The following is a 13,128-nucleotide window of genomic DNA, read 5'->3' as shown; positions in this document are numbered from 1 at the left end:
GTGGCAGAGCAAAGGAGTCACACTATGGACACCTATCACGTCGACTACGACTGGGCGTGGGGCACAAAACGCCCGGGAGACCTGGTCACGCTGCGCGCCCACCTGGAGTTTCCCGACCCCGCCACGGCGAAGCGGGCGGTGGCGGAGTTCTTCGACAACCTCATGGCCGTCCACGGTTTCCACGGGGCCGGCGGCTGGGCGGCTGAGGAGGTCACACCCGCGCCCGGCCCGACGCAGCGCGTGATCGACTTCACCGCAGGAGGCCAGGATGTTGCCGACGCTATCGGCTACGCCGCCGAGGACGCGGTCGAGCACTTCAGCGCCTTCCCGGGCGCTACCGTGCGCTGGGAGCACATGCCCTACTGAACAACGGCACCCTCGGGCGTCAAGCGCACCGATTCGAAAGCCACCGGGAAATGCACGTTTACGTCTTGGGCGGCGAGGAACTCGCGCGACTTGGCCACGTTGTCCGCCGGAACCGGCAGCGGCTTGAGCGGCTTCGACAGTGAGTGACCGAAGTGGTCCCAGTGGACGGGGATGACCAGCTCCGGCTCCAGCTGCTCGACGGTGTGGCGCCAGTACTCGCTTCTAAAATCGTCCGACTGGCGGCCGAGCGCACCGATACCGAGGTAGACCACCCGGGCTTTGAGCCCGTCGAGAAAACCCGGGATGTAGTTCGCGCTCGGCAGGACCAATATATTGCCCTCGGGGTGGCTGAAGTGGAAGACGAAGCAGCCACCGTCTTTGAACTTCAGCGTATGGCACGGGGAGCTGAGTCGGTCGCGGATGAAGCCTGGAGCGATGTTTCCGGGGCTGTGCGGGGCCTCGATGACGCGCACGGTGAACGCTCCGACCGCGATGTCATCGCCGTCGGCGATCAGGGCCATCTGCGAATCGGTGAGGCCCTCTCCCCTGCCGTAGTTCAGCGTCGACTCCGAGCCGTACATTGTCCCGCCCACCTTTTTAACGACGGCGGGTGCGTCCATGAGGTGGTCGTAGTGCGAGTGCGCGACAAAGAGAGCATCGAGCTTGTCGACGCCGCCCCTGCCCAGCGCCGCGTCGATCTCACTGTCGCTGGGTCGAAGCCGCCCGACCACGAGGCGGGCGAGCGAGGGGCGCGTGAGGAAGGCGTCGACGAAGATGCTGGTATCGCCGTCTGTGAGGTGCATGCTGGATGTTCCGTAGAACGTGCTAGTAATCATGTCCTCCAATGCTAGCACTCAGGTGGTATGTTTCAGGAGTAAACTAGAGTGACTACTGTTGCTAAACTCCTGGAGGTTTCCATGCCCCTGAACCGTCGCCGCTTCCTCGCCACCGCGGGCCTGACCACCGCCGCGGCCATCGGGCTCTCCCCCGTCGCTAAGGCCCAGCGCGCCGTGGTGGGCACCGTGCTCGACTACTCTGCGGGCGTGCCTTCGGGGCGCTCGGTCAAGGCCGCCGGCCACCTCGGTGCGGTGCGCTACGTCTCCCAGCCGCGCCCCAACGCCACCTGGATGAGGGGCAAACCCGTCGCCCTTACAGAAACCCAGGATTTCAAGGCCAACGGCTTGGCGACGGCGTCCGTCTACCAGTTCGGCCGCGCCCAGACCGCCGACTGGCTCGGCGGGGCGGCCTCCGCGGCGATCCACGCCCCGCAGGCCATTGACCTGCACCGCGCGGCGGGCGGGCCGACGGGGCGCCCGGTCTACATCGCGATTGACGACAACCCCACCCGCGCCCAGTACGACAACCAGATCCGCCCCTACCTGCGCGCGTTCTCCACCGCGCTCAGCGTCGCGGGCTACGCCACGGGCGTCTACGGCAACTACAACACCATCGAATGGGCCGCAAACGACGGTATCGGCACCTTCTTCTGGATGCACGACTGGGGCTCCGGCGGACGCCTCCACCCGCGCGCGAACATCCACCAGGTGGCGAAGTGGCAGACCACCATCGACGGAGTGGTCTGCGACATCAACAACGTCTACACCGCCGACTGGGGCCAGTGGACACCAGGCCAGGCGGCCGCGCCGGTCGTGCAGCTTCCCAACATTCCCATCGAGCAGCTCCTGCAGAGCTCAAGCGAGATGTCCTCGCAAGGCAACGCCGCCCTGCAGCAGGCGTTGGACCAGGCCCGCGCCTTCCTGCCCTAATCAATGAAAAAATGACCCACCATATGGTGGGTCATTTTTTATTCTCAGCGCGTCTAATTAGTGGTCGACAGGGGCCTCCACGCCGACGCCGGTCAGCGACCGAACTTCCATCTCGGACTGCAGAGCGTCCAGATTGTCCGGCTTGCCCAGGTAGGTGCCGATGATGCCGGCGAGGAACGCCAGCGGGATGGACACGATGCCGGGGCTGGTCAGCGGGAAGATCGACCAGTCGGCGTTCGGGAACATTGCGGACGGGGCGCCGGACACCGCCGGGGAGAAGAAGATGAGCAACAGGGCGGAAATCAGACCGGTGTACATGGAGGCGACCGCACCGGTAGTGTTGAAACGCTTCCAGTACAGCGAGTACAGGATGGTCGGCAGGTTGGCGGATGCCGCGATGGCGAACGCCAGGGAGACCAGGAAGGCGACGTTCTGGGACATGGCCAGGATGCCCAGCACGATCGAGACCACACCGATGACAACCACAGTGATGCGCGAGACCCGCACCTGCTCGGCCTCCGTGGCGGTGCCGTCGCGAAGCACGGCGTCGTAGATGTCGTGGGCGACCGAGGCGGATGCGGTAATCGCCAGGCCCGCCACCACAGCCAGAACCGTCGCGAAGGCAACGGCGGAGATCAGCGCCATGAAGATGGAGCCGCCGAGCTCGAAGGCGAGCAGCGGCGCCGCCGCGTTCGCCCCGCCCGGGGCTGCCAGGATGCGGTCCGGGCCGACGAGCGCAGCTGCGCCGTAGCCGAGCACCAGGGTGAGCAGGTAGAAGGAACCGATGAGCACGATGGCCCAGGTTACGGACTTGCGCGCCTCCTTAGCGGTGGGCACGGTGTAGAAGCGCATCAGGACGTGCGGCAGGCCGGCGGTGCCGAGGACCAGGGAGAGACCGAGAGAGATGAAATCGATCTGGCTGGTCAGGGTGGCACCGTACTTCAGGCCCGGCGCCATAATCTCGGAAGCCTCATAGCCCTTCTTTTGAAGGTACTCGGACGCGCCGTGGGTGCTGATCGCCTCGGTGAACAGGGTGTTCATTCCGCCCTTGACGGCGACGAACACGAGGACGGTCATGATGGCGACGCCGCTGATGAGCAGGACGGCCTTGATCATCTGCACGTAGGTGGTGCCTTTCATGCCGCCGATGAGAACGTAGGCGATCATGACGATGCCGACCACGAAAACGCACAGCGCCTGAGCCCCGAAGGAGTGCAGATTCAGCAACACGGACACCAGCGAGCCGGCGCCGGCCATTTGGGCGATCAGGTAGAACAGCGAGACGAAGAGCGTGCCGAAGGCGGCGGCCACGCGCACCGGCTTCTGGCGCAGGCGGAAGGACAACACGTCCGCCATGGTGAAGCGTCCGACGTTGCGCAGCGGCTCGGCAACGAGCAGTAGCGCGACAAGCCATGCCACGAAGAAGCCGATGGAGTACAGGAACCCGTCATAACCGGTGAGCGCGATGGAACCGACGATACCGAGGAAGGACGCCGCAGAGAGGTAGTCACCTGCGATGGCGAGGCCGTTCTGGGTGCCGTTGAAGCTGGCGCCGCCGGTGTAAAAATCGGCGGACTCGGATGTGGTCTTGCCCGCGCGGGTCACGATGAACATCGTGACAATGATGAAAACCGCGAAAATCCCGATGTTGAGGACGGGGTTGCCGACGCCCTCGGAGTGAGCGGCCTCTTGGGCCAGGAGAATAGTGTTCATGTGGCCTAGCCCTCCATTACTTCACGGATGTGCGCCGCGCGCGGCTCAATGTTCTTGTTCGCGTACTTGACGTAGACGTACGTGATAACGAACGTGGTGATGAACTGGGCGATACCTAGCCAAATGCCGACGTTCATGCCCAAGAAGGGCTGCGCCATCGTCGCCGGGAAGAACGTGGCCACAATGACGTAGAAGATGTACCAAACGAAGAAGGCGACGGAAACCGGGAAGGTGAAGCCGCGGTAGGACTTGCGGAGTTCCTGGAACTCATCGCTGCGCTGCATGGCGACAAACTCGTCCGGAGTAGGTTCCCTCCGGGTGGGGATTGCGGTCGATCCTTGAGACACGGCCCCATCCTTTCTGTGTTGTCCACGTGAAAGTTCTAACTAAAGCTCTCACATGTGTTTGCTATAACTGGACACACAAAACTTATCGGAAGTCACAAGCATTTATGCAACGTTTGCGAAGCAAAAGATCCAAGGATTTTCAGCGTTACCCCCGCCGAGGTAGTTTTCCTGCGGAAACGAAGGACACGTCCACTACCCCCATCCGGGGAACGTCAGCGGATCCCCCGACATCCTCGCACCCGCAATCTCGCCCAGTGATGCGATCTCCGCATCGGTGAGCTCGACGTTCACCGCACCCATGTTCTCCACGAGCCTCTGTGGGTTCGCTGTCTTGGGGATGACCGAGCACCCCATCTGCATCAGGTACGCCAGAACGACCTGCGCTGGCGTCGCCCCGTGCGCGTCCGCGACGGCGCCGATACGCGGCTCCGCGAAGTTTGCTCCGCGGGCCAACGGAGCCCACGCCTCAGTGAGGATGCCATGATCCGCGTGGTACTCCCGCAGCTCGGGCTGGGTGAAACCGGCATGGAGCTCGACTTGGTTGAGCACGGGGGTGACCCCGATCTTTCCGATGATGTCCGCAAGCACCTCTGGGTAGAAGTTCGCCACTCCCGCCGATTTCAGCTTTCCACTGTCTCGGAGCTCCGCAATACGCTCGAACGCCTGCGCATAGATCCCCTTCTGCGGCCAGGGCCAGTGGACAAGGTAGATGTCGATGTAGTCCAGCCCCAGGCGGCGCAGAGAATCGTCGAATGCGCCCTCGACGCGGTTTTGGTCGTCGTTCCACAGCTTGGTGGTGACGATCAGCTCCTCGCGGGTGACGTCGCCGGCCGCGAGGGCGTCGTTAAGCGCCTTGCCCACGGCCTCCTCATTGCCGTAGAACGCCGCGGTGTCGATGTGGCGGTAGCCGAGGTCGATGGCGGTGCGCACAATAGTTTCGACCTCGCCACCCACGAGTTTGTAGGTGCCGAGGCCGATGAGCGGAAACTCAGTTCCGTCGTTCAGGGTCGTCGCTTGAATTCGCATGACCCCAATTCTGCCAAAAGTTAGCTGGCTTCAAGGAGATCGATGACGAACACGAGGGTCCGCCCGGACAGCGGGTGGCCGCCGCCGGCGGGGCCGTAGGCCTTTTCGGGCGGAATGGTCAGCTCGCGGCGCCCCCCGACTTTCATCCCCGGGATGCCCTCCTGCCAGCCCTCGATGAGACCGGCGAGCGGGAACTCGGCCGCCTCACCACGGTCCCAGGACGAGTCAAACTCCTCGCCCGTCTCATAGTCAACACCCAAGTAGTGGACTCGGACGAACCCGCCTTCGACGGCCTCCGCGCCCGCACCGACGGTGATGTCCTCGATGACGAGGTCAACCGGGGCCGGCTCCTGCGGAATGTCAATCGTGGGCTTTTCCATAAATTAGGCAACTCCTTGTGAATGACCGGCGGCCCACATGGGAAACCGCCGAGAACTGTTCCCCTAATTATAGGTGAACAGAAACCTCGGCGGTACAACCCGGCGTGCTAGCGCTGGTCGCGCGGCACGAATGTGCGCTGCGTTTCTCCGGTGTAGATCTGACGCGGGCGGTTGATCTTAGAGTTCATTGCCAGCTGCTCGCGGTAATGCGCGATCCAACCCGGGAGGCGGCCGATGGCGAAGAGGACGGTGAAGAAGTTTGTCTCGAAGCCCATCGCGCGGTAGATCAGGCCGGTGTAGAAGTCCACGTTCGGGTACAGCTTGCGCGAGATGAAGTAATCGTCGTTGAGGGCGATCTCCTCGAGCTTCATGGCGAGATCCAGCAGCTCATCGCCGCCGAGGTGCGCGAGAACCTCGTGCGCGGTCTCCTTGACAATGGCGGCACGCGGGTCGTAGTTCTTGTACACGCGGTGGCCGAAGCCCATCAGGCGCACGCCCTTTTCCTTGTTCTTCACGCGGTTCATGAAGTCGGTGGCGTCGCCGTCGTGGTTGTTCTTAATGTCGTCCAGCATCTCCAGCACTGCCTGGTTCGCGCCGCCGTGCAGTGGGCCAGCGAGGGCGTTGATGCCGCCGGCGATGGAGACGAACATGTTCGCCTGCGCGGAGCCGATCATGCGGACGGTCGAGGTGGAGCAGTTCTGCTCGTGGTCGGCGTGCAGAATGAGCAGCTTGTCCAGGGCCTTGATCAGGACCGGGTCGACCTCGTACGGTTCGGTCGGGTATCCGAACATCATGCGGAGGAAGTTCTCGCGCGGGTTCAGGGAGTTGTCCGGGTACATGTAGGGCTTGCCCTTGGAAGCGCGGTATGCGTAGGCCGCGAGCATCGGCACCTTAGCCATGAGGCGCACCGTTGCCTTGTTCAGCTGCTCTTCGTCCAGCGGGTCGAGCTGGTCCTGGTAGTAGGCGGAGAGAATGTTGACCGAGGAGGCGAGAACGGCCATGGGGTGCGCGTTGCGCGGGAAGATGTTGAACGCTGCCTTGAAGTCTTCGTCCAGCAGGGTGTGATGACGTAGCTCGGAGTTGAACTTATCCAGTTCGTCGGTCGTCGGCAGCTCACCGTTGATGAGCAGGTACGAGACCTCGTTGAAGGTGGCGTGGTTGGCCAGGTCCGCAATGTCGTAGCCGCGGTGGCGAAGAATGCCTTCGTCGCCGTCGATGTAGGTGATCTTCGACTCTGTGGAACCGGTGGACACGTAACCGGGGTCGAAGGTTACGAGACCGGTCTCGCCCAGGAGCTTGCCCAGCTCGAAACCGTCGTTGCCCTCGGTCGCGCGCTTGATGTCCATCTCGTACTCGCCACCCGGGTAGTGGAGCACGACCTTGTCATTGTTGTCAGTAGCCACTGCAAACCTTTCCTCGTAAGAGTTGTTGGGCATCCCGTCGAGCCGCACTCGCCCGGTGGGAGCGTCAAACGTTCATCCTAGCAAAGCTTGTGATGCGGGCGACAGGTTTCCTAATTTTCCTCCCCCACCACATCCGGAAGGGGTTGCCATGCTCACGCAATGATAATATGCAACACCACGTCACCCTCCGACAGATTGGGGCTTCCATGAGCAACTTTCCTTCCCTTCCCGCCCACCTCGTCCCTGCTGACGGGCGTTTCGGGTGCGGCCCGTCTAAGGTCCGCCCGGCCCAAATCGAGGCGCTTGCCCGAGGCGCGGACTCAATCATCGGTACTTCGCACCGCCAACCGGCGGTCAAGGACGTTGTGGGAGAGGTCCGCGAAGGGATGTCTGCCCTGTTCAACCTGCCGGACGGGTACGAGATCGTCCTTTCCCTCGGCGGTGCGACGGCATTCTGGGACGCAGCGACGTTCGGTGTCATCGAGCGCAAGTCCGCGCACCTGAGCTTCGGCGAGTTCTCCTCCAAGTTTGCTAAGGCTGCGAAGAACGCGCCGTGGCTCCAAGAGCCCCATGTGGTCGAGTCTGAGCCGGGTGACACCCCCGACCCTTCCCAGCTCGCTGGGGTGGACGCGGATGTCGTCGCATGGGCGCACAATGAGACGTCGACAGGCGCTTGCGTGCCCGTCGTCCGCCCAGATAACACCGATGCCCTCGTGCTTGTCGACGCCACGTCCGGCGCCGGAGGCCTCCCCGTCGACATGTCGCAGGCCGACATCTACTACTTCTCCCCGCAGAAGTGCTTCGCCTCCGACGGCGGCCTGTGGCTCGCCGCGATGAGCCCGGTGGCCCTGGAGCGCATCGAGTCGATCCACGCCTCCGACCGCTTCATCCCGGCTTTCCTCGACCTGCAGACCGCGGTGGACAACTCACGAAAGAACCAGACGTACAACACCCCGGCCGTGTGTACTTTGCTCATGCTCGCCAACCAGGTGGCGTGGATGAATGACAACGGGGGCCTCGACGGCATGGTCGCCCGCACCACCGCCAACGCCCAAGCCCTCTACAGCTGGGCCGAGAACCACGAACTCGCCACCCCGTACGTGACCGACGCCTCCAAGCGCTCGCTGGTTGTGGGCACGATCGACTTCGCCGATTCAGTCGACGCCTCCGCGCTGGCCAAGGCCCTGCGCGCGAACGGAATCCTGGACACCGAGCCGTACCGCAAGCTCGGCCGCAACCAGCTGCGCATCGGAATGTTCCCGGCAGTGGACACGGTGGACGTCGAAAAGCTCACGGGCGCGATCGATTACCTGCTCGAGCACGGCGTCGGACGATAAATCCCGCGCCCGCGTCGACTAGGGTTTATGGTGGCCAACATAAAGGAGTTGTGATGCGTGAGCTGTACCTCGTCGACGAAGAGTCGACCGAGACCTTTCTGGTCCTGCGAGACGCCGAGGGCGTCCACTACCGCATGGCGCGCACGGAACTCGAGTCTGAGCCTTCGCTTGTCGACGAGCCACTCGACGCCGAGGTAGTCGATGTGGTGCTCGAGGAGCCGGACTCGCTCTTCGCCACTCCCCTGTCACTGCGGCCTAACGAAATCCAGGCGCGCATCCGCGCCGGCGCGACGCAGCGCGAGTTAGCCGCGGAGATGGGTGTTGCGGAGAGCCGCATCGAACCCTACGCCCACCCCGTCGTCCTCGAGCGCTTCCAGATCGCGGAGGCCGCGAAGCAGTCCCACCCCCTGCGCGAGGGCGGACCCGCCAAGCTCACTCTATTCGAGATCCTCGCCACCGCCCTAGCGGCCCGAGGCAACTCACTGACCACCGCGGAGTGGGATGCCACCCGCGAGCCAGGTGACGATTGGGTCGTCCACGTGCGGTGGAAGACAGGGTTGAGCGAGAACGAGGGTCTGTGGTCCCTCAAGCGCAGCATGGGTTCCGCCGCGACTACGGAGGCCCGCAACGCCGTGGCCGCCGATTTGACCGACCCTGATTTCGTCCAGCCGGTCCGTTCGCTGACGGCCGTGGAACCTCAGTATGAGCTCGAAGAGCTAGATGATCCGGCCGGTGAATCCGACGACTCAGTCGTCGAGGGTGATTTCCTCCGCCACCCGGACGAGAACGACCACCCGCAGCAACGCCGCCGCAAAGCTGTCACCCCTCACTGGGAAGATGTGCTCCTCGGCGTGCGAACGAACACGAAACGCCCCCGGAAGTAAGGACCAGCCGCGATGCCCTTCCCCTCTGTAGTGACGTTCTGGTTCGTCGACGCCGCCGAACCCGGTGAGGTGCTCAGTGCGGAGCCGAAGGCCGACCGCGGCTTCGGTCGCAAGCTGCTGGCCCAGATCAACCCGGCATGGCCGATCACACCGATCGGCGAGTTCCCGTTGAACCGCTCGTCACGGCCGGGGCGCGCCGAGTTCTACATCGCGGGTTACCCGGGCGTCGCCGTCGTCCAGACCTTCGTCCCGGACGTTGAGACGGTCTCCGACACCGCCAACTTCCTGCGCACGGCCCTTCCTTCCGCCGACACCTACATCTTTGCCGAAGGCACCGACTCCGACTTCGCGGGCTTCGCGCACTTCTCCGGCGACGAGCTGCGCCGCGCCTTCGCCTCCACACGCGACGTCGTCGCGGAGGACGTCGGGCTGCCGGAGCCCTTCGAGGCCCCGTACTGGGCAGGCGAGACGGCCGAGCAGCTCGGCGGTATCTCACTGCCGTTTGTTCCCAAGGAGCTCACCCGCGCCGCCCAAGAGAGCTGGATCGGTGTGGAGGTCACCCCGGAGGGTCCCGACCTCAACGTCGTGGGTTACGCCGTCGACGGGCGACCCGAGCCGCGGATCGCCGCGCCGGCGCCCGCGACGAAGTCGGTGGCGCAGGTGGCTTCCCGCTTCGCCGAGAAAGACAAGGGATACGACGACTACGTCGCGCCCGACACCGAGGAGGACGGAGGGGAGTTCGCCGAGCTTGCCGACGCCTCCCTAGCCGCCGCGAAACGGGTGGGGCGCACCCTGTCCCGGCGCGCCAGGGCTTTCGTAGCGGGCGTGAAGGAGCGCATTCGCCACTCCGACCGGGGCTGACTCGGCTAGCGCAGACTGCGCTGCCGCTCGTAGAAGGCGATCGCAGCCGAGGTGGCGACGTTGAGCGAGTCAGTGCCGGGCGCCATCGGGATACGAGCGCGAATGTCGGTGGCGCGCATCGCGTGCTCCGTCAGACCGGGGCCCTCCCCGCCCACGAGCAGCGCCACCTTCTCCCAGGGCTGGCCAGCGTCATCCACCAACGCGTCGGCAAGGTGCTCAGCGTTATCGGCGGGCGTCAGGGAGACGAGACGCCACCCAGCCTCCCGCAACTGGTCGAGCGAGCGCTGCCACGTCGTCGCCGTTCCATCGAGGTGGGCGAAGGGGGTGCGCAGGACGTGGCCCATAGACACCCGGACGCTGCGCCGGTAAAGCGGGTCGGCGGTGCCCGCGCCGAAAAGGACCCCGTCGACGCCCATCCCGGCTGCGTTGCGGAACATGGAGCCGATGTTCTCGTGGTCGCCCACGCCTTCAAGGATGAGCACGGTGCGCGCGCCCCCGAGGACATCCGCCACGGTGTGGGGCTCAGGCCGGTCGGCCACCGCGAGCAGGCCGCGGTGCATGTCGTAACCCGCCACCTCCGCCAGCACCGCTCGCGAGACCTCGTAGACGGGCGCCCCCTCGGGCAGCTCGGCACCGTAGTCTGCGAGGAAGGAGTCCAGGCGGCCGCCGAAACCAATCACGCACCGCAGCGGGAAACGAGATCCCACCAACCGGCCGCAGATCAGCGGCCCTTCGGCGTAGACCAGCCCCCCGCGTGAGTCAGAGTGCTTGAGGTCGCGGATGTCGTCGAGGCGGGCGTCGGCGGGGTCGTCGATAAGCGTGCGCATGTTAAACGCCGAGCGCGGCCATGACGGGGCCGTGCGCGAAGAAGACGACGAAGAGCGCGGAAATGAGCCACATAATCCAGTGGATCTCGCGACGCTTGCCAGCAAACAGCGCCATCAGGGTAAACGAGATGAAGCCGACGCCGATGCCGTGGGCGATGGAGTAGGTGAACGGCATAACCACGATGGTCAGGAAGGCGGGCAGGGCGATGTGGAAGGAGCTCCAGTCGATCTGGCCGACCTGCATCATCATGAGCGCCCCGACGACAACGAGCACCGGGGCCGCTGCCTCGATGGGCACAATCTCGTATAGCGGGGTGAAGAACATCGCGGCGAGGAAGAGCAAGCCGGTAACCACGTTGGCCAGGCCCGTGCGGGCACCGTCGGCGATGCCGGCCGAGGAGTCGACGAAGACGGTGTTGGACGAGGCGGATGCGGCGCCGCCGACGACCGCGCCCACGCCCTCGACGACCAGCGCCCGCTTCATGCCCGGCAGAGTGTCGTCAGCTTCGACCAGGTTTCCCTGGCGGCCGAGCGCGGTCATGGTGCCCATCGCGTCGAAAAAGTTCGCCAGCACGAGGGTGAACACGAGCAACGACGCGGCGATTACACCGGCGTGGACGAACCCGCCGATTAGATCGATATCCCCCACGATCGACAGGTCGGGCACCCCGCCGAGGGAATCCGGGATGCGTGGAACGGCTAACGACCAGCCGCGCGGGTTGTCCACCGAGGAGCCCGCGCCGGTCAGCGCCTCCACAATGAACGAGATGACCGTCGTGGCAACAATGCCGATGAACAGGCCGCCCGGGATGTTGCGGATCACCATGAACCCGCAGATGACGAGGCCCACGACGAAAACGAACGTCGGCCACGACGCGATGGAGCCGCCGATGCCGAGCTGGACCGGGACGGTCGTCATCGCGGCGTCGGGGATGCGGCGGACAAAGCCAGCGTCGACGAGCCCGATGAGCGCGATGAACATGCCGATACCCACGCTCATGGCCACCTTCATCGAGTCCGGGATAGCGCGGAACACTGCGGAGCGGAACCCGGAGATGGCGAGGATGCAGATAATGATGCCGTCGATGACGACCAAACCCATCGCTTCCGGCCAGGTCAGGCCCTGTTGCCCGACCAACGTGACGGCCACCAGGGTGTTCAGGCCCAGGCCCGCGGCAATGCCGAAGGGGTACTTCGCCACCACGCCGAACAGAATGGACATCACACCGGCAGCCAGCGCCGTGGCGGCCGCCACCTGCGGGATCCCGAGGACGACACCCTCACGGTCGGGACTGGTGCCGATGATCAGCGGGTTAAGCAGGACGATGTAGGCCATGGCGAAGAAGGTGACCACGCCGCCGCGAATTTCCGTTCCCACAGTCGAACCACGCTCGGATATGTGGAAGTATCGGTCAAGCCAGCTAGAGCTCACGAGATTGTCCCCTTGTCTGACGGGAAGATGAAATTTTCGTGTCATAGCCTTACACCGCCGGGAAGAAAATCCAAACTGAAAATGCAGGAAGTTTAGTGCACGTATTCACTTTCGTCATTGCCGACGGGACCGTCATTGACGGGCCCGCGTACGCCCGCGCCGTGCGGGATCTGGGTGTCTCCGCGGCCGAGGTGAACCGCCTGCGAGTTCGGATGGCCACGATCACGGGTACCCGGCGAGCGGTGCTGGAAGTGTCCCGCGGATCGGTGTCGCTCGCGCTGCGCCCTCTGGCGCCCGCGCCCGCCGAGATCACTGTCGAAGCCCTCCCGGTGCGCGACGAACGCTCTCAGCCGGGTCACAACGGCCCGGACCTCGGCTGGCAGCGCAGCGTGCTCGTCGGCCTGCCCACCCACGAGGGGCTGCTTGCCGACGCCTCCTCCCGCGTGGTCCAGGCCATCTTCTCTCCCCTGCTCACCGTCTCCGAGGGCGTGGTCACCGTTTCGGGACACCCGGGCACCACCCCGTCTATCGCACTCGACGGGGTGCTGGGGATCCTCGCGGACCACGGCTGCGAGATCGCAAACACCGCCTTCGGGTTCAGCGTCCGCGACCTGATGCTGTCGGAGACCTGGGTAGTGGACCCGATTTACGGCGCGCGGCTGGTCACCCGCTGGCGGGAGTACGGCGCGCTCGTTGCCGGGCGCACGTCAATCAACCGCGCGGGGGTGCCCTCGCATCGCGCGGTCAACGAGATGCGCAAGACGCGCGCGGTCCAGGTCTGATCTG

General features: G+C 64.7%; 14 protein-coding genes. 6 read left to right on the top strand and 8 right to left on the bottom strand.

The window, feature by feature from the left end; genetic code table 11:
- Positions 1 to 24: 24 nt before the first annotated feature.
- The gene (locus G7Y29_RS03055; protein ID WP_235933475.1) at positions 25 to 366 is read left to right on the top strand and encodes a hypothetical protein; all 342 of its coding nucleotides are present in this window, start codon (positions 25 to 27) and stop codon (positions 364 to 366) included.
- Here the strand turns inward: G7Y29_RS03055 and G7Y29_RS03050 are convergent.
- Complete coding sequence (locus G7Y29_RS03050; protein WP_165001925.1) at positions 360 to 1,202, bottom strand: MBL fold metallo-hydrolase; 843 nt, start codon at positions 1,200 to 1,202, stop codon at positions 360 to 362. The two genes, G7Y29_RS03055 and G7Y29_RS03050, sit on opposite strands and share 7 nt — an antisense overlap.
- 81 nt (positions 1,203 to 1,283) lie before the next feature.
- Between G7Y29_RS03050 and G7Y29_RS03045 the strand changes: the two genes are divergently transcribed.
- The gene (locus tag G7Y29_RS03045; protein ID WP_165001924.1) at positions 1,284 to 2,132 is read left to right on the top strand and encodes a DUF1906 domain-containing protein; all 849 of its coding nucleotides are present in this window, start codon (positions 1,284 to 1,286) and stop codon (positions 2,130 to 2,132) included.
- Between the two features lie 57 nt (positions 2,133 to 2,189).
- Here G7Y29_RS03045 and G7Y29_RS03040 read toward each other — a convergent pair whose 3' ends face one another.
- The 5 genes from G7Y29_RS03040 to G7Y29_RS03020 all read right to left on the bottom strand — a co-directional run bounded on the left by G7Y29_RS03040 (position 2,190) and on the right by G7Y29_RS03020 (position 7,001).
- Positions 2,190 to 3,845, bottom strand: a complete 1,656-nt coding sequence (locus G7Y29_RS03040; protein WP_165001923.1) for a solute symporter family protein — start codon at positions 3,843 to 3,845, stop codon at positions 2,190 to 2,192.
- A gap of 5 nt (positions 3,846 to 3,850) precedes the next feature.
- The gene (locus G7Y29_RS03035; protein ID WP_196820193.1) at positions 3,851 to 4,129 is read right to left on the bottom strand and encodes a DUF485 domain-containing protein; all 279 of its coding nucleotides are present in this window, start codon (positions 4,127 to 4,129) and stop codon (positions 3,851 to 3,853) included.
- 255 nt (positions 4,130 to 4,384) lie between these two features.
- Complete coding sequence (locus G7Y29_RS03030; RefSeq protein WP_165001921.1) at positions 4,385 to 5,218, bottom strand: aldo/keto reductase; 834 nt, start codon at positions 5,216 to 5,218, stop codon at positions 4,385 to 4,387.
- A 20-nt stretch (positions 5,219 to 5,238) separates the two neighbouring features.
- Positions 5,239 to 5,598, bottom strand: coding sequence for an FKBP-type peptidyl-prolyl cis-trans isomerase (locus G7Y29_RS03025; protein ID WP_165001920.1), 360 nt, complete (start codon positions 5,596 to 5,598; stop codon positions 5,239 to 5,241).
- Positions 5,599 to 5,705: 107 nt separating this feature from the next.
- The gene (locus G7Y29_RS03020; protein WP_165001919.1) at positions 5,706 to 7,001 is read right to left on the bottom strand and encodes a citrate synthase; all 1,296 of its coding nucleotides are present in this window, start codon (positions 6,999 to 7,001) and stop codon (positions 5,706 to 5,708) included.
- A gap of 206 nt (positions 7,002 to 7,207) precedes the next feature.
- Here G7Y29_RS03020 and serC point away from each other — a divergent pair, with 206 nt between their 5' ends.
- From serC to G7Y29_RS03005, 3 genes are read left to right on the top strand one after another with little or no spacing between them, the layout of a single operon-like run.
- Positions 7,208 to 8,338, top strand: coding sequence for a phosphoserine transaminase (serC, locus tag G7Y29_RS03015; RefSeq protein ID WP_165001918.1), 1,131 nt, complete (start codon positions 7,208 to 7,210; stop codon positions 8,336 to 8,338).
- A 53-nt stretch (positions 8,339 to 8,391) separates the two neighbouring features.
- Positions 8,392 to 9,222: a septation protein SepH gene (sepH, locus tag G7Y29_RS03010; protein ID WP_165001917.1), complete on the top strand. Its 831-nt coding sequence runs from the start codon at positions 8,392 to 8,394 to the stop codon at positions 9,220 to 9,222.
- Positions 9,223 to 9,234: 12 nt separating this feature from the next.
- A complete protein-coding gene (locus G7Y29_RS03005) occupies positions 9,235 to 10,083 on the top strand; it encodes a DUF6928 family protein (RefSeq protein ID WP_165001916.1) in 849 nt (282 codons plus the stop codon).
- 5 nt (positions 10,084 to 10,088) lie between these two features.
- Here the strand turns inward: G7Y29_RS03005 and G7Y29_RS03000 are convergent, their stop codons facing one another.
- Positions 10,089 to 10,910 carry a TrmH family RNA methyltransferase gene (locus G7Y29_RS03000; protein ID WP_165001915.1) on the bottom strand — a complete coding sequence of 274 codons (822 nt, stop codon included), beginning with the start codon at positions 10,908 to 10,910 and terminating at the stop codon, positions 10,089 to 10,091.
- A 1-nt stretch (position 10,911) separates the two neighbouring features.
- Positions 10,912 to 12,387, bottom strand: coding sequence for an NCS2 family permease (locus G7Y29_RS02995; RefSeq protein WP_165001914.1), 1,476 nt, complete (start codon positions 12,385 to 12,387; stop codon positions 10,912 to 10,914).
- Positions 12,388 to 12,437: 50 nt separating this feature from the next.
- Between G7Y29_RS02995 and G7Y29_RS02990 the strand changes: the two genes are divergently transcribed.
- On the top strand, positions 12,438 to 13,124 hold the full coding sequence (locus tag G7Y29_RS02990) for a hypothetical protein (protein WP_165001913.1): 687 nt from the start codon (positions 12,438 to 12,440) through the stop codon (positions 13,122 to 13,124).
- Positions 13,125 to 13,128: the final 4 nt, after the last annotated feature.

The organism is Corynebacterium qintianiae, from assembly GCF_011038645.2.
Lineage (GTDB): Bacteria > Actinomycetota > Actinomycetes > Mycobacteriales > Mycobacteriaceae > Corynebacterium > Corynebacterium qintianiae.
This window is presented reverse-complemented; position numbering and strand designations above follow the sequence as displayed.

Coding starts and splice junctions, on each gene's coding strand:
- G7Y29_RS03025 (WP_165001920.1), bottom strand. CDS start 5,598: ATGGAAAAGCCCACGATTGACATTCCGCAGGAGCCGGCCCCGGTTGAC.
- G7Y29_RS03030 (WP_165001921.1), bottom strand. CDS start 5,218: ATGCGAATTCAAGCGACGACCCTGAACGACGGAACTGAGTTTCCGCTC.
- G7Y29_RS03035 (WP_196820193.1), bottom strand. CDS start 4,129: ATGCAGCGCAGCGATGAGTTCCAGGAACTCCGCAAGTCCTACCGCGGC.
- G7Y29_RS03050 (WP_165001925.1), bottom strand. CDS start 1,202: ATGATTACTAGCACGTTCTACGGAACATCCAGCATGCACCTCACAGAC.
- G7Y29_RS03055 (WP_235933475.1), top strand. CDS start 25: ATGGACACCTATCACGTCGACTACGACTGGGCGTGGGGCACAAAACGC.
- sepH (WP_165001917.1), top strand. CDS start 8,392: ATGCGTGAGCTGTACCTCGTCGACGAAGAGTCGACCGAGACCTTTCTG.
- G7Y29_RS03040 (WP_165001923.1), bottom strand. CDS start 3,845: ATGAACACTATTCTCCTGGCCCAAGAGGCCGCTCACTCCGAGGGCGTC.
- G7Y29_RS03005 (WP_165001916.1), top strand. CDS start 9,235: ATGCCCTTCCCCTCTGTAGTGACGTTCTGGTTCGTCGACGCCGCCGAA.
- G7Y29_RS02995 (WP_165001914.1), bottom strand. CDS start 12,387: ATGACACGAAAATTTCATCTTCCCGTCAGACAAGGGGACAATCTCGTG.
- serC (WP_165001918.1), top strand. CDS start 7,208: ATGAGCAACTTTCCTTCCCTTCCCGCCCACCTCGTCCCTGCTGACGGG.
- G7Y29_RS03000 (WP_165001915.1), bottom strand. CDS start 10,910: ATGCGCACGCTTATCGACGACCCCGCCGACGCCCGCCTCGACGACATC.
- G7Y29_RS03045 (WP_165001924.1), top strand. CDS start 1,284: ATGCCCCTGAACCGTCGCCGCTTCCTCGCCACCGCGGGCCTGACCACC.